The sequence below is a fragment of the Hoyosella sp. YIM 151337 genome, assembly GCF_026041215.1.
Taxonomy (GTDB): domain Bacteria; phylum Actinomycetota; class Actinomycetes; order Mycobacteriales; family Mycobacteriaceae; genus Hoyosella.
The window spans coordinates 129,233-149,461 of record NZ_JAPEIQ010000039.1; the positions used below are offsets into that span (position 1 = coordinate 129,233).

General features: G+C 62.9%; 16 protein-coding genes. 5 read left to right on the forward strand and 11 right to left on the reverse strand.

The annotated features are described in order from the left end of the window. Positions 1-8: 8 nt before the first annotated feature. The 3 genes from ONR57_RS18785 to panB are packed head-to-tail and all read right to left on the reverse strand — an operon-like array spanning position 9 to position 2,838. Complete coding sequence (locus tag ONR57_RS18785) at positions 9-1,538, reverse strand: CYTH and CHAD domain-containing protein (RefSeq protein WP_265125048.1); 1,530 nt, start codon at positions 1,536-1,538, stop codon at positions 9-11. Positions 1,539-1,546: 8 nt separating this feature from the next. Continuing rightward, positions 1,547-1,951, reverse strand: coding sequence for a hypothetical protein (locus ONR57_RS18790; protein WP_265125049.1), 405 nt, complete (start codon positions 1,949-1,951; stop codon positions 1,547-1,549). 32 nt (positions 1,952-1,983) lie between these two features. Further along, positions 1,984-2,838, reverse strand: coding sequence for a 3-methyl-2-oxobutanoate hydroxymethyltransferase (panB, locus tag ONR57_RS18795; protein WP_265125050.1), 855 nt, complete (start codon positions 2,836-2,838; stop codon positions 1,984-1,986). Between the two features lie 195 nt (positions 2,839-3,033). Here panB and ONR57_RS18800 point away from each other — a divergent pair, with 195 nt between their 5' ends. The 3 genes from ONR57_RS18800 to ONR57_RS18810 all read left to right on the forward strand — a co-directional run bounded on the left by ONR57_RS18800 (position 3,034) and on the right by ONR57_RS18810 (position 9,235). Next, on the forward strand, positions 3,034-4,671 hold the full coding sequence (locus ONR57_RS18800; protein WP_265125051.1) for an alpha/beta hydrolase: 1,638 nt from the start codon (positions 3,034-3,036) through the stop codon (positions 4,669-4,671). A gap of 142 nt (positions 4,672-4,813) precedes the next feature. Further along, the gene (gene glnA / locus ONR57_RS18805) at positions 4,814-6,154 is read left to right on the forward strand and encodes a type I glutamate--ammonia ligase (RefSeq protein ID WP_265125052.1); all 1,341 of its coding nucleotides are present in this window, start codon (positions 4,814-4,816) and stop codon (positions 6,152-6,154) included. 33 nt (positions 6,155-6,187) lie between these two features. Then, complete coding sequence (locus tag ONR57_RS18810) at positions 6,188-9,235, forward strand: bifunctional [glutamine synthetase] adenylyltransferase/[glutamine synthetase]-adenylyl-L-tyrosine phosphorylase (protein WP_265125053.1); 3,048 nt, start codon at positions 6,188-6,190, stop codon at positions 9,233-9,235. On the opposite strand, the gene ONR57_RS18815 is transcribed toward ONR57_RS18810, so the two are convergent. Continuing rightward, positions 9,236-9,892: a hypothetical protein gene (locus ONR57_RS18815; protein ID WP_265125054.1), complete on the reverse strand. Its 657-nt coding sequence runs from the start codon at positions 9,890-9,892 to the stop codon at positions 9,236-9,238. It lies immediately after the preceding gene. A gap of 348 nt (positions 9,893-10,240) precedes the next feature. Then, entirely contained in the window at positions 10,241-11,677 is a 1,437-nt protein-coding gene (gene glnA / locus ONR57_RS18820; RefSeq protein ID WP_265125055.1) for a type I glutamate--ammonia ligase, read from the reverse strand. A 224-nt stretch (positions 11,678-11,901) separates the two neighbouring features. On the opposite strand from glnA (ONR57_RS18820), the gene ONR57_RS18825 reads away from it, so the two are divergent. Continuing rightward, the gene (locus ONR57_RS18825) at positions 11,902-12,366 is read left to right on the forward strand and encodes an RDD family protein (protein ID WP_265125056.1); all 465 of its coding nucleotides are present in this window, start codon (positions 11,902-11,904) and stop codon (positions 12,364-12,366) included. Positions 12,367-12,378: 12 nt separating this feature from the next. Here ONR57_RS18825 and ONR57_RS18830 read toward each other — a convergent pair whose 3' ends face one another. From ONR57_RS18830 to sucB, 5 genes are all read right to left on the reverse strand, one after another. Next, positions 12,379-13,125, reverse strand: coding sequence for a DUF4191 domain-containing protein (locus tag ONR57_RS18830; RefSeq protein WP_265125057.1), 747 nt, complete (start codon positions 13,123-13,125; stop codon positions 12,379-12,381). Positions 13,126-13,179: 54 nt separating this feature from the next. Then, positions 13,180-14,190 carry a lipoyl synthase gene (lipA, locus tag ONR57_RS18835; protein ID WP_265125059.1) on the reverse strand — a complete coding sequence of 337 codons (1,011 nt, stop codon included), beginning with the start codon at positions 14,188-14,190 and terminating at the stop codon, positions 13,180-13,182. A gap of 52 nt (positions 14,191-14,242) precedes the next feature. Further along, a complete protein-coding gene (gene lipB / locus ONR57_RS18840) occupies positions 14,243-15,055 on the reverse strand; it encodes a lipoyl(octanoyl) transferase LipB (protein ID WP_265125061.1) in 813 nt (270 codons plus the stop codon). Positions 15,056-15,095: 40 nt separating this feature from the next. Then, the gene (locus ONR57_RS18845; protein ID WP_265125063.1) at positions 15,096-15,989 is read right to left on the reverse strand and encodes a TIGR01777 family oxidoreductase; all 894 of its coding nucleotides are present in this window, start codon (positions 15,987-15,989) and stop codon (positions 15,096-15,098) included. Positions 15,990-16,128: 139 nt separating this feature from the next. Further along, positions 16,129-17,841, reverse strand: a complete 1,713-nt coding sequence (gene sucB, locus ONR57_RS18850) for a 2-oxoglutarate dehydrogenase, E2 component, dihydrolipoamide succinyltransferase (RefSeq protein ID WP_265125065.1) — start codon at positions 17,839-17,841, stop codon at positions 16,129-16,131. 367 nt (positions 17,842-18,208) lie between these two features. Here sucB and ONR57_RS18855 point away from each other — a divergent pair, with 367 nt between their 5' ends. Next, positions 18,209-18,580 (forward strand): oxidoreductase, encoded by a 372-nt coding sequence (locus tag ONR57_RS18855; RefSeq protein ID WP_374116487.1) that lies wholly within the window; start codon positions 18,209-18,211, stop codon positions 18,578-18,580. A gap of 86 nt (positions 18,581-18,666) precedes the next feature. Here ONR57_RS18855 and ONR57_RS18860 read toward each other — a convergent pair whose 3' ends face one another. After that, on the reverse strand, positions 18,667-20,214 hold the full coding sequence (locus tag ONR57_RS18860) for a leucyl aminopeptidase (RefSeq protein ID WP_265125067.1): 1,548 nt from the start codon (positions 20,212-20,214) through the stop codon (positions 18,667-18,669). Positions 20,215-20,229 lie beyond the last annotated feature (15 nt).

Genomic DNA, 20,229 nt, shown 5'->3' on the forward strand with positions numbered 1-20,229 from the left:
TGCCGTGGCTAGCCGTCTGCTGAGCGCCCCGTCTTCTGCTTGAGAGCCTGCCACTGCGGGCGGTAGCGCCGCACGGCGGCGTCAGCAAGGTCCTGTTCGTGGCGCGCAAGGGTTTCGTATGCGGCGGTATCTTCTCCAGCGGCTTCCGCGAGCCTGGCAGCCTCGTCCAGTAGGGCACGCGTGATCACGCCGTCTTGGTGCTCGCCGAGGGTTTCTTGCAGCGTCTCCGCAGCTTTGCGAACCTGCTTGGCGTACTTGTGAACATCGCGTGAGTTGTGCGCCTTGGACACGAGTTCACCGGCATACCGAAGCCGCTTGCACTGCTTTCTGAGTTTATGCAGCAGTGGATCGTGGTCGGCGGTTCCCTTTGCGGAGCGCGCCTGCTGCTCCGTTTGCTTCGCTTTACGGTAGAGCTGTCCCAGGGCCCTGGTCACGGCTTCGTCCGCTGGCTTGCGTGCGTTGCGGGCGAATGCGGTCCGGGTGACGAGCGTGTCCAGCGAACCAATCAGGGCGAAGTAGCGGTCGCTTTCGAAAGCCTTCAGCACGTCATCAAGCGCATCGCGGTACGCCGAGTGCTGCCCACCCACAAGACGTTGCTGCACGGCACGGGGAACCGAGCCTCTTGGCTGCTCGTCGATGAGTGCTTGCAGTCGCTCCGCCATGACTTCGGCGTCCCGGGCTGCGCCGAGCACTCGGGCAATCCACTGCAGTTCTGACTCGACGGGATCAGCCACGGCAGTGTCGAAGACGCGGCGATAAGCGCGGATGATGCTTCGGATACGACGCGCCGCGACGCGCATCTGATGGACCGAGTCGTCTTCATCGAGGCGGACACGCGGGTCGAATGCCTTAAACGTTTCGATGTGGCCCAGCAGCGCGTCGAGCACGAGACCCCCGGCCGTGCCCTGGTCGAACGATGCATGCTGCCTTTTCTCTGGCAGAGTCCCGAGCGCACGGGCGAGCTTCGAAGGGACAGGTGAATCGTGGGCGCCCGCGTCGAGAAGGCAGCGGCGGATCGCCTGAAGCAGATTTTCGTCGCCGCTGCCGAGTTCCGCTTCCCATTCGCGCCACTTTGATTCCTGATCAGCATCGGCCCGCAGGGAGCGCGCCGTCACTGCGTCATCGGTGACCTCGGCCAGCACTTCGCCATGCTGGTCAGCGAGGCGACAGGTGCGGCGATTGTTGATGATCTCCGCGATAGGACGTACCTCTCCGCCGCGGAGACGGCTGCGCACCATTGCCAGCAACTCTGGCGGCGGCCCGTCTTCTAGTGGTGAGAGAGCCTCGTGCACCTCTGTCCGCGCACCTTTGGCCGGCGGCAGTTTCAGGTGCCATCCCTCGTCGCTGCCGCCGGTTCGGTGGCGAAGCGTGATTTTCGCCCGAATGAGGTCAAGATCAGCTGTGTCGAAGTATGTGGCGTGCAAGCGAACCTCGTCAGGCCCGAGCACTGTGCTCACCCCGGGAATGCTGCTCAGGTCCGGCACCGCCGTGTGTGTGCCGGTTTCGAACTTCAGTTCGCGTTCCTGGCTTTGTGTCACCACGTTTTCTACCCCGGCAATCCGATGAGTGCGGATTCTAGCGAGTCGACATCAAGGTAGCTCATGACCGCTTCGTGCGTTTCAGGACAGGCGGCCCTGAGTGCATCGTCGACCGCATCCCGGTTGCGGGCGAGTTGCAGGAGATCGACGCCCTGACTGGTGGCCCAGTTCGCGACGCGATCGTTGAGGGTCACCTTGCCGATCGTCGGGGTGTACGTACGCAGCTCCTGAGCGCGTGCTTCTAAGTCTCTGCACAGCCCGCTCGCGTCAGGCAGCTGGAACGCTGGCGTCTCCGTCGGCATCGGCGGTGCTGTTTCGGTGCTTGGCACGTCTGCGCACCCGGCCAGTACTGCGGCGGCAAGACTCATCGCCGCCGCGCCTGTCACCACTTTTGCCCTGAGCTTGTGGGGCAACGTGCCTCCTGAGGTTCTGCTGAAAAGTGGGATCAGTTGGTGAACGAGTGTTCCGGTCCGGGGAACGAACGATCGCGTACCGCCTGCGCGTACTCCGATGCTCCGCGCAGCAATTCGTCGCCGACGGAGGCGAATCGTCGCACAAACTTCGCGGTCCTGCCGCGATTGAGCCCAGCCATATCCTGCCAGACGAGCACTTGCGCGTCACACTCGTTCCCAGCCCCGATACCGATTGTAGGGATGGTCAGCTTACGTGTGACGTTAGCCGCTAGCTCAGCCGGCACCATTTCCATCACGACGGCGAATGCGCCTGCTTCCTGTACGGCGAGCGCGTCAGCGATGAGCTGATCAGCGCCGCTGCCGCGGCCTTGCACGCGGAATCCGCCGAGGGTGTTCACGCTTTGCGGCGTGAACCCGACGTGCGCCATTACGGGAATCCCGGCCGCGGTGAGCGCCGCGATTTTCGGGGCCATACGCTCGCCGCCTTCGAGCTTGACAGCGTGGGTGCCGCCCTCCTTCATGAAACGGATGGACGTTTCCAGCGCTTGCTCTGCGGAGACTTCGTAAGAACCGAAGGGCAGGTCCGCAACGATGAGGGCGTTGGGCGCGCCGCGCACGACCGCACGGACGAGGGGAATCAGTTCATCGATCGTGACGGGCACGGTTGTGTCGTAGCCGTATACGACGTTCGCGGCGGAGTCGCCGACGAGGAGCACTGGAATCCCGGCGTCATCAAAGATCTGTGCAGTGGGGTAGTCGTACGCCGTGAGCATCGGCCACGGCTCGTTGCGTTCCTTCATGGCCTGCAAATGGTGAAGGCGGGTCTTCGTGCGTTTCGGTTTTTGGGCGGCATGGTCGGCACTGCCGTACACAGGTGTTTCCGACATCGTTGTCCCTTCGTGCCTCGAGGCCGGTCTGCCGGTCCCCGGGATTGGGTGATGACATCCCTCAGTCTGCCACTCCAGCCCGCCCGTGCACGTCCAGCGTGGCGGGGATCACCCTGGCTCCATCGGTGCAATGTGGTGATCGAATCGGGCACTCGAATTGCTCCGGCGCGGGAGCGGTAATGGCACGATCGAAGCATGATCACGCACCGTGTGTCTGGCCCGGTTTGTCCTGCAAACGCACGGAACGTTTTGCGTACGGTGACTGGGCTGCTGTTCGCAGGCGCTGTTGCGCTGGCGGGCTGTTCGGCGCCGGATCCCGCGGCTCCGGATGCGGAACCTGAGGACGGGGCAGCGGAGGCCTTACCGGACCCAGGTGGTGACGCACCCGGTGAGCTGGACGCTTTCTATGAGCAGAACGTCGAGTGGGAACCCTGTGACGAGTACGGGGATGACCTCGCGACAAGCTTCAGCCTGGTTCTGCTTGAGTTCTCATGCGCACGCGTGGCAGTCCCGCTGAACTATGACGACCCCGATGGCGAGGCCGTTTATGTTGCGATCGCGCGCCGTGCCGCTGAGGGCGACCGGCTCGGGGCGCTCGTGGTGAATCCGGGCGGTCCTGGGGTGGGAGGTGTGCAGACGGTAGCCGACCTCGCAGCCGGGATGATCGGGACGGATGTCGCCAGCCGCTTCGACATCGTCGGCCTTGATCCGCGGGGTGTCGGTGCCGCGGTACCTGCCGTGAATTGCCGATCCGATGCCGAACGGGATGCGGTACGGGCGGAGGTCCGGGTCGACATGAGCCCGGAAGGCGTCGCAGCACAGGAAGCAGAGAACGAGCGTTACGCCACCGAATGTGCCGAGCGGACCGGTTCCGACTTCCTCGCAACAGTGGGTACCCGAGAGGGGGCGAGGGACCTGGACATCGTCCGTTCAGCGCTCGGCGACGAGCAGCTGAATTTCTTGGGGTATTCCTATGCCACGTTCCTCGGCGCGAAGTACGCTGAGGCGTTTCCAGGCAGGGTTCGCGCGATGATTCTGGATGGCGCGGTCGATCCGGCCGAGGACGAAAGGGAAGCGCTGGTCCGGCAAGCGGAGGGATTTCAGCGCGCGTTCGATGCGTTCGCCGCGGATTGTGCGAATCAGCCTGAGTGTCCGATTGGCAATGATCCAAACCAGTCGGTGAAGGAGTTTCGGTCACTCGTCGACCCACTGATCGACGGGGCCGCTGCCACGACTGATCCGCGCGGGCTGAGTTATGACGATGCCCTGACAGGTGTTGTGCAGGCGCTATACGTCGAAGAGTACTGGCCGACCCTGCGGACAGGGCTGCGCGAACTCCGCGATGGCCGGGGTGACACGCTGCTTCTGCTCGCGGACGTATACGAGCGGCGCGGTGATGACGGGACCTACGACAACAGTGATGACGCATTCACGGCTGTCCGCTGCGTCGACACCCCGGCGCAACGTGACCGCGAACAGGCGGGAGAGACAGACCGGTTGTACCGGGAGGCTGCGCCTTTCCTTGACGATGGCCGGGGCACCGGGCTGGCGCCGCTCTCCGAATGCGCCTTTTGGCCAGTACCGCACACGAGCGAGCCGGGCAGGCTCGATGTGCCGGAAGACCTGCCCACCATTCTCGTCGTCTCGACCACAGGGGACCCCGCAACGCCGTACGAGGCCGGTGTTGAACTCGCCGACCAACTGGGCGCCGCGCTGCTGACTGTCGAAGGCTCGACGCACACCGCGGTTTTCCAGGGGATTACATGCGTCGACGATGCTGCGGCGGCCTACCTCGTCGATGGGGTGCTGCCCTCCGACGGTGCGCGCTGCTAATCCAAGCCAGGTGCTGGACGGGATGAATCCCGCGCTCAGCGGCGCTACCCGCGCCGGTTGCACCACCTGATTCGTTGGAGGGCAGCACGATCCCCGTGCCGATCCCGTTTGGCGGGACCCCATAAGTGATAACCTCGCCCGTATGGATCGCCAGAAGGAATTCGTGCTCCGCACGATCGAGGAGCGCGACATCCGGTTCGTCCGGCTATGGTTCACTGACGTCCTCGGCTACCTCAAATCGGTAGCGATCGCGCCTGCGGAACTCGAGGGAGCGTTCGCTGAAGGAATCGGTTTCGATGGATCGTCCATCGAAGGGTTCTCCCGAGTGTCGGAAGCTGACACTGTGGCATTGCCCGATCCCTCCACCTTCCAGATCCTGCCCTGGGTGCATAAGGACGGTAAGCCGCATACCGCGCGGATGTTCTGCGACATTGCGATGCCTGACGGGTCGCCGTCATGGTCCGACTCCCGGCATGTGCTGCGCCGCCAGCTGAGCAAAGCGGGGGACCTCGGATTCAGCTGCTACGTGCATCCAGAAATCGAGTTCTTCCTTCTGAAGGATTTCCCTGAAGACGGGACGGAGCCAGCGCCAGCGGACAAGGGCGGCTACTTCGACCAGGCGGTGCACGATACGGCGCCGAACTTCCGCCGCCACGCGATCGAGGCGCTGGAATCAATGGGCATCTCGGTGGAGTTCAGCCATCACGAAACAGCCCCGGGGCAGCAGGAGATCGATCTGCGCTATGCGGACGCGCTGTCGATGGCGGACAACGTCATGACGTTCCGTTACGTCGTCAAGGAAGTTGCGCTGCAGGAAGGCGTGCACGCCTCATTCATGCCGAAGCCTTTCAGCCAGCATGCAGGCTCGGCAATGCACACTCACATCAGTCTTTTCGAAGGCGAAACGAACGCGTTCTTCAACCCGGACGACCCCATGGAGCTTTCGGATACGGCGAAGCAGTTCATCGCGGGAATCTTGCACCATGCCAACGAGATAAGCGCGATCACCAACCAGTGGGTGAACTCGTACAAACGCCTCATCCACGGCGGTGAAGCGCCGACGGCGGCCTCGTGGGGACGAGCGAACAGGTCCGCTTTGGTCCGCGTGCCGATGTATACGCCGAACAAGGCGTCATCGCGCCGGATTGAGGTGCGCAGCCCAGATTCCGCGTGCAACCCGTATTTGACGTTTGCGGTGCTTCTTGCCGCTGGGCTGCGTGGTATTGAGCATGGATACGAATTGCCAGCAGAAGCGGAAGATGACGTGTGGTCGCTCACCCGGGCCGAGCGGCGCGCGATGGGATACCGGGAATTGCCTGGAAATCTCGACCATGCATTGCGTGAAATGGAGAAATCTGAGCTCGTCGCGGAGGCACTCGGCGAGCATGTCTTCGACTTCTTCCTGCGCAACAAACGCGCTGAGTGGGAGGCCTACCGCAGCCAGGTCACACCGTTCGAACTTAAGACTTACTTGTCGCTGTAAGACTGACAGAACTCTTGTAGAGGCGTACGCAGTATGGTGCGACCACCGCTCGGCCGCTCACTCATCCCCGGCCCCGCTAGGCTGGGGATGGTCGATCCCAACGCAGGACAACGACTTGCTCAGTTGGGATGGGGCGGCGAGGCTGACACCGATCTGCTTTGGGCGCTGTCGCGGGCTCCCGACCCAGATCTCGCTGCACTCGCACTCAACCGCCTGCAAGATGCTGTTGGGGCGGACTGGGAGGAACTCGACCTCGAACTTCGGCGTGACACCGCGCTGCGTGGCCGACTGTTCGCCCTTCTCGGTTCGTCGACAGCGCTCGGTGACCACCTGCTTTCGCGACCCGAGCTCTGGCAGCGACTGCGGGGCACCCACCTGCATTTGCCAAACGCCGAGGAACTCATTTCCGTGTTTCTCGACGCGGTGGACGCCGAACCCGAGACTATCGAGCACGCATCCGACGGCGCGGAGTCCACCTCGGTCAAGCACACGCGAACCTATCGGGCACAGCTGACTGGACCGAAGGCGATATCGGCGCTGCGCAACACGTACCGTGATCAGCTTTTGCTGTTGGCGGCCGCCGACGTGGCGGCGACCGTCCAGGATGAGCCAGTGCTTCCGTACACAGCGGTGGTGCGTCACCTGAGCGCACTCGCGGACGCTGCCCTCACTGCTGCCCTCGCGGTTGCAGTCGCGACGGTGTGCAGCTCGCGTCCGTGTTCGGTTCGGCTCGGTGTGATTGCGATGGGCAAATGCGGTGCGCAAGAGCTCAATTACGTCAGCGACGTCGACGTGATATTTGTCGCGGAGCCGGCCGACGGAGTCGCGACCCGCCTGGCAAGCGAAATGATGCGCATCGGTTCAGCTTCTTTCTTCGAGGTTGACGCGGCGCTGCGCCCAGAGGGCAAAGCGGGCGCATTGGTGCGAAGTCTGGACTCGCACATCGCCTACTACAAGCGCTGGGCGCACACGTGGGAGTTCCAGGCGCTACTCAAAGCACGGCCCATGACAGGCGACATGACGCTGGGGCAACAGTACGTTGACGCGCTCAACCCTATGGTGTGGGTGGCATCCGAGCGCGAAGACTTCGTCGAAGGCGTCCGGAAGATGCGTCGCCGAGTCGAGTCACTCATCCCAGCCGACATCCGGGACCGTGAACTCAAACTCGGCGCGGGCGGATTACGAGACGTCGAGTTCGCTGTTCAGCTGCTTCAGATGGTGCACGGCCGGGCTGATGAATCGCTTCATGTGCTCTCTACCGTCGATGCTTTGACGGCGCTGGCTGCTGGCGGATACATAGGGCGCGAGGACGCAGCAAACCTCACGGCATCATACGAGTTCCTGCGGCTCCTTGAGCACCGGCTGCAGATGCAGCGCATGCAGCGGACTCACACACTGCCGTCAATTGACGACGAAGAGGCCCTGCGGTGGCTCGCGCGCGCGGCACACGTTCGTCCCGACGGCACCACTGACGCGCTTGGCGTGCTGGTCGCGGAAATCAAACGAAACGTCAACCGGGTCCGCAGGATTCACACGAAGCTCTTTTACCAGCCGCTGCTGGAATCGGTGTCGAAACTCGACACGGAAGCGATGCGGCTCACCGAGGATGCCGCGATCCGGCAGCTCTCCGCACTGGGCTACGCGACACCGAAGAACGCACTCGGACACCTGCGCGCGCTGTCTGGCGGAGTGACCAGGCGAGACCGAATTCAGGCGCTGCTCTTACCAACGCTCCTCGACTGGCTAAGCGAGACGCCGAATCCGGATGCCGGGTTACTCGCGTACCGCAGGATGTCGGAGGAACTCACTGACAAAGAGTGGTTTCTCCGTTCGCTCCGCGACGAAGGGGCCGCTGCTCGCCGCCTGATGAGAATCTTGGGCTCGTCCGCGTATATCCCCGATCTGCTGATCCGCGCACCCGACGTGCTGCGGTTGTTCGCTGACGGCCCGACTGGCCCTCGTCTCGTAGAACCAAAGACAGATGACGTGGCCAAGGGCTTGCTTGCCTCCGCGGCCCGTTACGGGAGCCCGGAACGCGCGATCGCGGCGGCCAGGTCGCTGCGGCGTGCTGAACTCGCGCGGATCGCATCGGCCGACGTGCTCGGTATGCTCACCGTACCCGAGGTATGTGGCGCGTTGTCTTCGGTGTGGGTAGCGGTACTCGAGGCAGCCATGAAAGCTGCGATCCAGGCCAGTGTGGAGGAGCGCGGTGCTTCAGCGCCCGCCCGGATAGCCGTCATTGGAATGGGACGGCTCGGCGGTGCCGAACTCGGATATGGGTCCGACGCCGACGTGCTTTTTGTGTGCGACCCGGAGCCTGGTGCGGACGAGACGGATGCCGTGAAATGGTCGACCTCGATTGCTGAGACGGTTCGCAAACTGCTAGGCGCGCCGAGCGTGGACCCACCGCTCGAAGTGGACACCAATCTGCGGCCGGAAGGCCGCAGCGGTCCGATGGTACGGACGCTGGCTGCCTACGACGCCTATTACGAACAGTGGGCGCAACCCTGGGAAGTTCAAGCGCTCTTGCGTGCCCACCAGGTTGCCGGTGACACCGAATTGGGGCTTGCATTCTTGGAAATGGCAGACAAGACGCGCTACCCGCCAGGCGGTGTATCGGACAAGGCGGTGCAGGAGATTCGCCGTATCAAGGCGCGAGTGGACTCCGAACGACTGCCGCGCGGCGCTGATCCCGCGACACACACCAAACTCGGACGCGGTGGGCTTTCAGACGTCGAGTGGACGGTACAGCTTCTCCAGTTGAAGCATGCCCACGCGGTTGTGGGGCTGCGAAACACCTCGACACTGCAGTCGCTCGATGCGATGGCAGCCGAGGAAATCCTCGGAGAGAACGACACAGACTTGCTCCGTGAAGCCTGGATCACGGCGACCAAAGCACGCAACGCACTGGTTCTCGCGCGGGGTAAACCTACAGATCAATTGCCTGGCCCGGGACCGGTGCTATCGGCGGTCGCCTACATTGCAGGCTGGGACGGTGAAGCGACGGACTTCCTCGAACATTATCGGCGAGTCACCCGGCGCGCGCGTGCCGTTGTTGAGCGCGTATTCGGCACACGATAGTCAGCGCTTGCGAGATGTGCCTTTGGGCTGTGCCGTCGCGCGCTTGGACGTGTCGCGCTTCTGCACAGGCTTCCCGGTTGACGGTGGAGCAGGGGCTGAGTCAATGACCTCGTCGCTGCTTCGGCTGACGCGGGGAATGCGGGGGCGCGGGAACCTTCCGGCGATCGGCTCTGCGGCCTCCGTGATGTACCGGGAGGCTGACTCGATCCGCGAGATCGGTTCTTGCAAGCCATCGATCGTTGGGGCGATGGTAACTAAGTTCTCCATCAGGCCGAGCATCCGTTCCGCGAGGCCGTTTTCAGTGAGGACGCGCTCAACAAAACCGCCCGATTGGAATACCCGGTCGATAAGGCCATTAGGGTCGAACACGTGCTCGAGCATGCCGCCCTTTTCGAGCGCTTGGCCGAGCGGGCGATCGGGCGCGGTGACGGACGTGATCGCGCGCAGGAGCGCGACGGGGCCGTAAGGGTTGGCGACGAGGGCGAAAAGCTGGTCCGCAACACCGCGCTTGCCGACCATCACGTCCGCCATGTCGAGCAAACCGTTGTCACGCCGGATGGGACCGTCCGGCCGTACCCATTGGCTTGCCATGACAGTAACCCGAGCGCCAATGATGCCGACCCGGACCGGCATGAGCGCGACGTCGACAATGACCATGCCCCTAGGGTACTGGGTGGGGTCGGGTTCGCTGCTGCGGATCCGGAAGGAAAAGGCGTCGATATTCGGGCGGAAACTCTTGGTTTGGGGAGGGGGCTCGAACACGGGGCGGCGTGACGGCAGTCGCGGCAGCATCCGGTTCTCCCTCCATTTTCTGCGGCGTGTGTACTTCATTCATAAGGAGGTGGCGCCCTGTATGTCTAGGTACGTTTCATCACAGTGCGGGCGCGCTGCTACAAGTTCGTTACTTGCGTTACACCGTCCGCACCGTGTATACGCGCGGGGCAAAACGGCCGAAGCCCGCCTGGTCACATGAACAGACGGGCTTCGGCAACAACCGTGCAGCGATCACACGTCGTAGTACAGGTTGAACTCGTACGGGTGCGGACGCAGGCGAACCGGCTCGATTTCCTGCTCGCGCTTGAACGCGATCCAGGTTTCGATCAGATCGCTGGTGAACACACCACCCTCGGTGAGGAAGTCGTGGTCCTTCTCCAGGTTGTCGATGACAGCCTCGAGTGAGGTCGGTGCCTGCGGGATGCCCTTAGCCTCTTCCGGTGGGAGCTCGTACAGGTCCTTGTCAACAGGAGCGGGCGGCTCGATCTTGTTGCGCACGCCGTCGAGGCCCGCCATCATGCACGCCGCGAACGCGAGGTACGGGTTGCCGGAGCTGTCAGGGGCACGGAACTCGAGGCGCTTCGCCTTCGGGTTGTTTCCTGTGATCGGAATGCGGACTGCAGCCGAACGGTTGCGCTGCGAGTACACGAGGTTGATCGGCGCTTCGTAACCCGGCACCAGGCGGTGGTACGAGTTGATCGTCGGGTTCGTAAACGCGAGCAGCGACGGTGCGTGGTGGAGAATACCGCCGATGTAGTGGCGAGCAATGTCCGAGAGACCCGCGTAGCCGGCCTCGTCGTGGAACAGGGGCTTGCCGTCTTTCCACAGCGACTGGTGGATGTGCATGCCGGAACCGTTGTCACCGAAGAGCGGCTTAGGCATGAACGTCGCGGACTTACCGGCCTGCCACGCGGTGTTCTTGACGATGTACTTGAAGTTCAGCAGATCGTCGGCTGCGTGGGTAAGGGTGTTGAACTTGTAGTTGATTTCGGCCTGGCCTGCGGTGCCGACCTCGTGGTGACCACGCTCGATCTCGAAGCCAGCGTTCATCAAATTCGTCGTGATGTCATCGCGCAGGTCGACGTAGTGGTCGTACGGTGCTACGGGGAAATAGCCGCCCTTGAAGCGGACCTTGTATCCACGGTTCGGCGAGCCGTCTTCTTCGCGGTCGACGCCGGTGTTCCACCAGCCCGACTCGGAATCGATCTCGTAGAACGTGCCGTTGGCCTGCGAATCGAAGCGGATCGAGTCGAACAGGTAGAACTCTGCCTCGGGGCCGAAGTACGCGGTGTCCGCGATGCCTGTGCTCGCGAGGTAGGCCTCGGCTTTGCGGGCAACGTTGCGCGGGTCGCGGCTGTACGCCTCGCGGGTGAAAGGATCGTGAACGGAGAAGACTACGTTCAGCGTCTTTGCAGCCCGGAATGGGTCAATGCCGGCGGTGGTGACATCCGGAAGGAGCAGCATGTCGGATTCGTGGATCGACTGAAAGCCACGCACCGATGACCCGTCGAACGCGAGGCCGTCGTCGATAACGTCCTGGTTAAACGCGGACGCCGGGATCGAGAAGTGCTGCTGCACACCCGGAAGGTCGCAGAAACGGACGTCGACGTACTCGACGTTCTCATCGGCTATGAACTTGAAGACATCTTCGGCATTGGAAAACGCCACTCGTCTGCTCCTTCAGTTGGTCCCCGCATTCGTCAGGTTTTTTGCGGGATTCTCGGTGGAAACCGTATGGAGTTGGTGTTGCCCTGTGGTCACCCTAGTGTTTCACGCGTGTTACCAATTCAGGCGAGGGTTGCGAATCGGGACACATGTTTCGGCGGGCGTGCTGCGCTAGCCGGGACGACTCGGACTGGGGGACCGGGAACACCAGCACTATCCTAGAAGCCATGTCCAGGATTACAGGCTCATGGCTCTATGGCCCGTCGGCCGCGCTCCCAAAGGGTGAGACGGGAGCTGAACAGAAGTACAAAGGTGAATCACTCGGACTTCCTGAGCATGGGCCGGGCTCGCTGCCGACCTGGCTGCGGCGAAGTGGTGCATTCTTCGCGGACATTTTCATGGCTGCTGGTGTCGCTGCGGTGTTCACCTTCCCAGAGCCACCGCGCAATTGGAGTCTGTTGGTCTGGTTCACCGTTGCTATTTTCGCTGTGCTGTTCTTCTCATTCACGCCCGGGCAACTGATTTTCGGCATGAGAGTGCAGCGTGTTGACAAACAGGCGCCAATTGGTTTGTGGCGCTCTGTAGTTCGCGCGTTCCTCGTTGCTCTGATTATCCCGGCCGCAATCTGGGATCGGGATGCACGCGGCCTGCACGACAGGCTGACGGGTACGGCACTCATCCGCACCCGGTGACCCCAGCGCTCGTCACCGTCGCTTGATGGTGCGCTGGACACTCTTCATCTTGCCGCCGCCTGGCACGGGACCGTGCGGCATGGCGGGGCCACTGGTGCGTGAGGCGATCGCAGCCAGGCGCTGCTCAAGGGAATCCATTTGCTTTCGCGTGATGTTCTTCGGCAGCCTGTTCATCGCCTTCTGCAGTTTGGCCAGCGGTATTTGATCCGCTTCATTTCCGACGATGATCTCGTAGATTGGTGTATCACCGACAAGGCGCGAAACTCGTTTCTTTTCCTGCGCGATAAGCCCCTTGACACGATGTGGCGCACCCTCGCCGACGAGTATGACGCCGGGACGGCCGAGCACTCGGTGCACCGCGTCGAGATGTGTCGTGCCCGCAACCGCGTTGGTGACACGCCACGGACCGCGCAGCGAGTCCAGCGCCCACGCAGCCGCGCCGGTCTGTCCTTCCGCCTTCTTGTAGACAGTGCGAGTCACGCGGCGGCCAAACACGATGACGGCGAGTAAGACACCGAGGATCAGGCCCATCGGGAGGAACAACCACTGTGCACTCATCAGCCAGCCCAGGCCGAACATAACAAGCGTGGTAAGGATGACCGTTCCCGCCATAATCGGAACGAGCCACTTGTCTTCCTTGCGCTGCATCTTGAAGGCTTGCCACAACTGTGAGCGGCGCTCCCGTGAGCGCTTCTTGCGTGCAGCCTTCAATTCCTTGCGCTGTTCTTTGTCGAGCTTGCCCGTGCTGCCCTTAGCCATACCTCTCAGGATACTTCCCATCGCGCGTCCGGCGTCAGCCGCCAGACCCCCGCATCAGCTCCCGAAACGGGCGAGCACTGAACTCGCTTCCTGCGCTGCACTGCCAGAGGTTGTCAGATGCGCCAGGTTTGCAGGGAGTTCCTCACCTCGGTGCGCTACAGCTTGAGCGTAGAGCCGCCCAGCACGGTAGGAGGAGCGTACCAGCGGCCCGGCCATGACACCGGCGAAACCGAGTTCCTGAGCGGTTTCCGAGTGGGCGACGAACTCTTCCGGCTTGACCCACCGTTCGACCGGATGGTGCCGCGGAGAGGGACGCAGATACTGCGTGATCGTGATGATGTCGCAACCGGCGTCGTGCAGATCCCGCAGCGCCTCGGTGACTTCACCGGGTGTCTCACCCATTCCGAGGATCAGGTTCGACTTCGTGACGAGACCCGCCTTGCGTGCGGCGGTGATGACGTCAAGTGAGCGTTGGTAGCGGAATGCCGGGCGAATGCGGCGGAACACGCGAGGCACGGTCTCAACATTATGTGCGAGCACTTCAGGGCGGGAGCTGAATACTTCGTCAAGCTGTTCAGGGATTGCGTTGAAGTCGGGGATCAATAGCTCAACACCGGTGCCTGAGTTAAGCGCATGGATCTGCCGGACCGTCTCCGCGTACAGCCAGGCGCCGCCATCCGGGAGATCGTCCCGGGCAACGCCAGTCACCGTCGAATAGCGGAGGCCCATCGCCTGGACACTGTCAGCGACACGGCGCGGTTCATCGCGATCGAGTTCGGCGGGTTTCCCTGTGTCGATCTGGCAGAAGTCGCAGCGCCGGGTGCATTGATCACCGCCGATGAGGAATGTTGCTTCGCGATCTTCCCAACACTCGAAGATGTTGGGGCAGCCCGCTTCCTCACACACGGTGTGTAAGCCCTCGCGTCGCACGAGGCTTTTGAGCTCGGTGTACTCGGGACCCATTTTTGCCCGGGTACGAATCCAATTGGGTTTCCGCTCGATGGGGGTCTCAGCGTTACGCGCTTCGATGCGGAGCAGCTTCCGTCCTTCTGGGGCGATAGTCACGTCCTAGATGCTACGCCGTGAGCGGTGGCGACGGGTGGTCGGCAGCGGGCGGTCAGCCGAACGTGAAGGTCGTCACTTTCGGCATGCCCTGCACGGACGGCTCACTGGACTGGAAAATGCTGGCCTGAAAATCACTCAGCGACAATCGTTCGATGTCGTGTTCGGCGACTTCCAGATCGCCATCGAGCGCGCGCGTGACCGCGTCGGTCACATGATCGAAAACATCGCGAACGGTGATCTCTCGTCCCGCTTCAACGGACAGCGATGTAACTCCGGCGTCGGTGATGCCGCACGGGATAATTGAATCGAACGCATCGAGACTGTTGTTGCAGTTCAGGGCGAAGCCGTGCAGCGCGACGCCACGCTGCACACGCACACCGATCGCGGCGATCTTGCGCTCGGGACGGAATACGCCTGCACCGTCGTCTCCTGCTGCCATCTCGGCTGGCAGCCACACTCCTGAGCGACCCTCCACGCGGCCGCAGTGGATGCCGAAGCTGCTGACCACCTCGATGAGCGCCTCTTCGAGTCGGCGAACATAGCCGACGACGTCGACTGGCTCGGCGAGCCGAACGATTGGATACCCGACGAGTTGGCCCGGCCCGTGCCAGGTGATCTTGCCGCCGCGGTCAACGTCGACAACGGGTGTGCCGTCCCGCGGGCGCTCTTCCGGCAGGGTGCGCTTGCCAGCGGTATAAACGGGCAGGTGTTCGAGGAGCAGTAGCTTGTCTCGGCCGTGACCGGCTGCACGCTTCGCAGCATGTTCCCGCTGCATCTCCCACGCGGCAAGGTACTCGGTCCGTCCCGCATCCACGATGTCGAGCGGGTCCGCTGACAGCCTGATCGATGCTCGTCGTACGCCCATGTTCTCAACCTACTCCACCCCGCGGGGCAACTCGCCGCCGTTACTGTCGATGCCGCAACTCGGCTTCGAGCGCTTCCCTGAGAGTGTTGTGTTCGAAGTTGAACCCGGCTCGTTCCAGCTTCGCAGGGATGGCGCGTTGGCCGCTGAGGATGGCTTCGTCAGCGAACTCGCCAACTAGCGCTTTGAGCATGAAACCCGGGACGATCCAGGGCGCCGGTCTCCCCACAACACGCGCCATCACTGCGTTGAATTCACGGTTCGTCACCGGCGCTGGCCCGGTGAGGTTGACTGGACCGGACAGGTCGTCGTTGTCCAGTAGGAATCGCACTGCCCGGATGTGGTCAGTGAGCGAAATCCAGGGAAAATACTGGCAGCCATCACCGAGCCGCCCGCCTAGCACGAACTTGTACAACGGCAGCAGGCGGCTCAGGATGCCACCGTTGGAGGCAAGAACAAGTGCGGTGCGGATATTCACCACTCGTACGCCGCCATCCGCCGCCGTAGCGGCGGCAGCTTCCCAGTCGCGGCACAAATCCGCCAGGAAACCATCTCCTGCCGGGGTATTCTCATCAACCTTCGCGTCACCGGTGTCGCCGTAGTAGCCGACAGCACTGCCGCTGATCATCACGGGCACGCCAGCGCGGGCAGCCGCCTCGGCAAGGACCTCGGTGGGCTCTACTCGGCTGTTGCGCAATTCCTGTTTGTACGCGCCAGACCACCGGCGATCGCCCAGGCTCGCGCCGCACAGGTTCACCACCGCGTCAGATCCATCGAGGACCGAAGGGTCGAGCGCGCGGTCCGGACTCCACTGAACTTCGTCCGCGTGCTCAGCCGGGCGACGTACGAGCCTCACCGCTGTATGACCATCCGCGCGGAGCGCCTGGACAAGTGCAGTTCCGATAAGGCCGGATGATCCAGCGATCGTTACTCGCATTTCTGCCTCGCCTCCACATCGCGTTGCTTCGGGAGCCGGTGGGTGGTGTCACCGGTCAGGTCTGTTGAGTTATTCGACGGAGCTGTGACCGTGTAATGCCGAACTGGCCCCGGGGATTACCCGGGGCCAGTGTCGCGTCTCAGAGTTGCAGATCGGCTTCGAATTCACCCTCTTGGAGCCGCTGCTTGATCGTTGTCAGGAAGCGGCCGGCATCCGCGCCGTCGACAAGCCTGTGATCGTAGGTCAGCGGGAGGAAGACCATCGACCGGATCGCGATCACGTCGTTGCCATCAGCATCACGCGTTACCACTGGGCGTTTGACAATCGCACCTGTACCGAGCATCGCAGCTTGTGGCGGCACCAAGATCGGTGTGTCAAAGAGTGCACCGTTGCTGCCGATATTCGTGACGGTAAAGGTGCCGCCAGAGAGTTCGTCAGGCTTGAGCCCGCCCGAACGTGCGCGGTCTGCGATGTCGTTGATCGCTTTCGCCAGTTCTGGCAGCGACATTTCTCCCGCGTTGTGGATGACTGGGGAGAGCAGCCCGTTCGGCGTGTCAACCGCGATGCCGAGGTGTTCGCTGCCGTGGTAGGTGATTTTCTTGGCGTCCTCGTCGTAGCTGGCGTTGATGTTCGGGTGCAGCTTGAGGGCCTCGACCGCGGCCTTCGCGAAGAACGGCAAGAACGTCAGATTGACGCCGTGGCGCTCCTTGAACGCGTTCTTGTTGGCCGTGCGTAGCGCGGCCACGCGCGACATATCCACCTCATGGGTCTGCGTAAGCTGCGCTGTCGTTTGCAGCGACTCACGCGTCTTGATCGCAGTGATCTGGCGGATGCGGTTAGCTTTCTGCGAGGTGCCACGCAGTTCGGCGAGTTCGGGACGGACACCCGCAGGCACCCGATCCTTCTTCTCCACCGCAGGCTCTTCGCGCTTCGGCGCCTTCGCAGCCGCTAAGACATCTTCTTTGCGAATGCGGCCGCCAACGCCGGAACCCTGGACTGTCGACAAGTCGACGTCATGCTCGGCCGCGAGTTTGCGCACGAGGGGAGTGACGTAAGGAGTCGCGCCCTCCGCGGGCTTGGACTCGACCTTCGGCTCGGGCTTCTTCTCCGGCTCGGGCTTCTTCTCGGGTTCGGGCTTCTTCTCAGCCTCGGGCTTCTTCTCGGGTTCCGGCTCGGCCTTGGGCTCAGGCTTGGGCTTGGGCTCGGGCTCGGGTTCCGCCTTCGGCTCCGGCTTGCCGCTGCCGATTACCGCGAGCTGTCCGCCGACCTCGACGACGTCATCTTCCTCGGCGCTGATTTCGAGCAGTGTGCCGGCTACCGGAGATGGGATCTCTGTGTCGACCTTATCGGTCGACACTTCGAGGAGGGGTTCGTCGACCTCGACTTCATCGCCGACTGCCTTCAGCCAGCGCGTAACGGTGCCTTCGGTGACTGATTCACCGAGCGCGGGCATGGTTACTGACGTGCCGTCGCCGCCGGATTCGCCGCTGCTCGGCTTCTTCTGCTCTTCAGGCTCTTCGTCTGCCTCTGCGGGGGGCTCCTCGGCCTCGGCGGGCGGCTCCTCGGTGGCACTTTCTTCCTCGCCACCGCTTGACGCGTCATCGCTAGATTCACCGTCCTCACCGATGACGGCAAGCTCTCCGCCGATTTCGACGACGTCGTCTTCATTCGCAACGATTTTGGTGAGAACGCCTGCAGCAGGCGAAGGAATTTCTGTATCGACTTTGTCGGTTGAGACCTCAAGTAATGGCTCGTCGACTTCGACGGTATCGCCTTCTTGCTTGAGCCAGCGCGTAACTGTTCCCTCAGTCACGCTTTCACCTAGGGCGGGCATTTGAACGGAGAAGGCCATTATCCTTCGACTCCTCGGCGCTCGTTGGGTTGTTGGCGCGTCGTCTCACTGGGTGAGTGCGACGACGTATTCGGTTCTAGCCGGTTCTATTGTGCTTGTGGCGCTGACTTTGGGGGGCCAGTTGCACGAGATAGAACGTGCGCAGTCAACCTTCCGCGGATGGCGCGGAAACTTTGTACTGCTGCATGCCATCCTTGCATCACTGCACGGTCACCGCGCGCGCAGGGGCCATTTCCCCTGGGTTAACTAAGATGCACCGTCCACTAGGTGAGATCGAGAAGAGTCTGATCCGTGCCAGTAGTGGCGGCGACTGGATTCTAAAACCTCTCAAGTGGGACTTCTCAGCAATTCCTGGCAGCATCGAACTATGGGAATCTTCGATCGAGTGCGACGCTCGTTCAGCGGTGCTAGCGCGGGCACGGGCGGACTGCGCGGGATGTCCGATGAAGACATTGCATATCTGGAGGGCTGGGTTTCCGAGCGGGCCGGAGTCGAGGGCTATGTCGAACCCGAGACTTTCGTGAATCAGCTCACGGTCGTACTCGTTGCGAAGGACGGCGAATGGACGCGTCGCCGCGTCGGAACGGCGAAAACGGCGCGCAAACTTGGACAGCGGCTGAGCGTGCCCATGTATGACGTACAGAAGACGGGCTACCCGCAGCGCATGCGGGACCACAACGAGCGCCAGCGGATTCTCGAGCGCCGTGAGCGAGCGCGTCGCGACCAACAGTCACGCTAACCCGCAGGCAAGGAGCGAGGCGCGTGACAAGCGGTGAGCCCAGGAGAGTGCTCACCGCGTGCCAGTGGGCGACGAAAACCTCCCCATCACCCGTTCTCAGCGATGTCCTCAAGAACCGCGAACAGCGTCCGCACCGGCACGCCGGTGCCGCCCTTACCGGTGTAACCCCAGGGCCCACTAGTGTTGTACGCCGGGCCCGCGACATCGATGTGCGCCCACGCGGTTCCGTCGGGGACGAATTCTTTGAGGAACAGACCGGCTGAGAGCATGCCGCCCCAGCGGTGATTCGTCACGTTCGCGAGGTCCGCAATTTTCGAGTCGAGGTCCTTGCGCAGTTCAGCGGGCAGCGGCATTGCCCAGGCGTTTTCGCCCACCTGCTGGGAGAGGCTCGCGACGCGGTCACGGAACTCGTCGGTGCCCATCACTCCGGGAGTGCGATTGCCAAGCGCAACCATTTGAGCCCCCGTCAGCGTCGCCGTGTCGATGATGTAGTCGGGGGCGTCTTCGCTTGCGCGAACCAATGCGTCAGCAAGTATCAGGCGTCCTTCGGCGTCGGTGTTGAGAACTTCCACAGTTGTCCCGCCGTAATGCGTAATGACATCGCCGGGGCGCTGGGCGGTCGCCGACGGCATATTCTCCGCCATTGGCACTGTGGCGATCACTGTCAGCGGAAGATCCAGCTGGGCGGCGAGGGCCACGGTCGCGATGACAGCGGCGGCACCGGCCATGTCGGACGTCATGTTCTCCATGTTCGCGGCGGGTTTGATCGAGATTCCGCCGGTGTCGAACGTGATGCCTTTGCCCACCAGGGCAACCGTCTTGTTTGCGCCGCCCTTCTTTCCGCCTGGGCCGCGGTGGGTGAGCCGAACGAGGCATGGCGGCCGAGAGGAGCCCTGGCCGACACCGACGATGCCGCCGTAACCGCCGGCGGCGAGCGCGGCATCGTCGAGGATCTCGACGCTTAGGCCCGCGTCCGCGCCCAGCTGGCGGGCGCGTTCAGCAAACTCCGCCGGATACAGGTGGCTCGGAGGTGTGTTCACGAAATCACGCGCGGTGGCGACGGCACGTGCGATGGCTAGGGAACGGTCAAGGGTGCGCTGTGCCTTCGCGGACTTCGGTTTGCCGACCACCATGTCTAGTGCCGCGAGGGGAGCGGCGTCCGGCCCCGGGCGTGACTTTTCCGACTTGAACTCAGTGAACGCGTACGCGCCGAGGAAGAAACCTTCGGCCGCGGCGCCGAGGTCCAGCGCACCCAGTGTCGTGGCCGCACTGCTGACCCCTATGAGTGAGCGTGCCGCGACACCAGCGGCCCGGCGCAGCTGCTCCGCAGTGGGGGAATCGTCCTTGCCCGACGGGGCGGCACCGAGACCGACTGCGAGCACACTCGTCGCGCGGACCGATGACGGCGCGGGGATTCGGGTCAACTCCTCGGCTTTCCCGGTCGCGCCTGCCGTGTGCAGTTGTCCTGCGAGCAGTTCACGTGTGGCTTCGTCGAATGTGCCCGCGCTGTCCGCGACGATCGGGCCGTTGTCACCCTTCCAGACACCGACGACGGCCACCTCGTGGCGTTTGCCGATCTTCCCGGCGAGCTTGATTTCCGGTCCAGGCTGCCGTGACTTGTGATCCGCGCTCAAGGCTTCCTCACTTCC

Excerpts from the sequence above, each read along its gene's own strand:
- ONR57_RS18815 (WP_265125054.1), bottom strand. The coding sequence starts at position 9,892 with ATGGTCATTGTCGACGTCGCGCTCATGCCGGTCCGGGTCGGCATCATT.
- panB (WP_265125050.1), bottom strand. The coding sequence starts at position 2,838 with ATGTCGGAAACACCTGTGTACGGCAGTGCCGACCATGCCGCCCAAAAA.
- ONR57_RS18825 (WP_265125056.1), top strand. The coding sequence starts at position 11,902 with ATGTCCAGGATTACAGGCTCATGGCTCTATGGCCCGTCGGCCGCGCTC.
- sucB (WP_265125065.1), bottom strand. The coding sequence starts at position 17,841 with ATGGCCTTCTCCGTTCAAATGCCCGCCCTAGGTGAAAGCGTGACTGAG.
- ONR57_RS18800 (WP_265125051.1), top strand. The coding sequence starts at position 3,034 with ATGATCACGCACCGTGTGTCTGGCCCGGTTTGTCCTGCAAACGCACGG.
- glnA (WP_265125052.1), top strand. The coding sequence starts at position 4,814 with ATGGATCGCCAGAAGGAATTCGTGCTCCGCACGATCGAGGAGCGCGAC.
- ONR57_RS18810 (WP_265125053.1), top strand. The coding sequence starts at position 6,188 with ATGGTGCGACCACCGCTCGGCCGCTCACTCATCCCCGGCCCCGCTAGG.
- ONR57_RS18830 (WP_265125057.1), bottom strand. The coding sequence starts at position 13,125 with ATGGCTAAGGGCAGCACGGGCAAGCTCGACAAAGAACAGCGCAAGGAA.
- lipB (WP_265125061.1), bottom strand. The coding sequence starts at position 15,055 with ATGGGCGTACGACGAGCATCGATCAGGCTGTCAGCGGACCCGCTCGAC.
- ONR57_RS18845 (WP_265125063.1), bottom strand. The coding sequence starts at position 15,989 with ATGCGAGTAACGATCGCTGGATCATCCGGCCTTATCGGAACTGCACTT.
- ONR57_RS18855 (WP_374116487.1), top strand. The coding sequence starts at position 18,209 with ATGGGAATCTTCGATCGAGTGCGACGCTCGTTCAGCGGTGCTAGCGCG.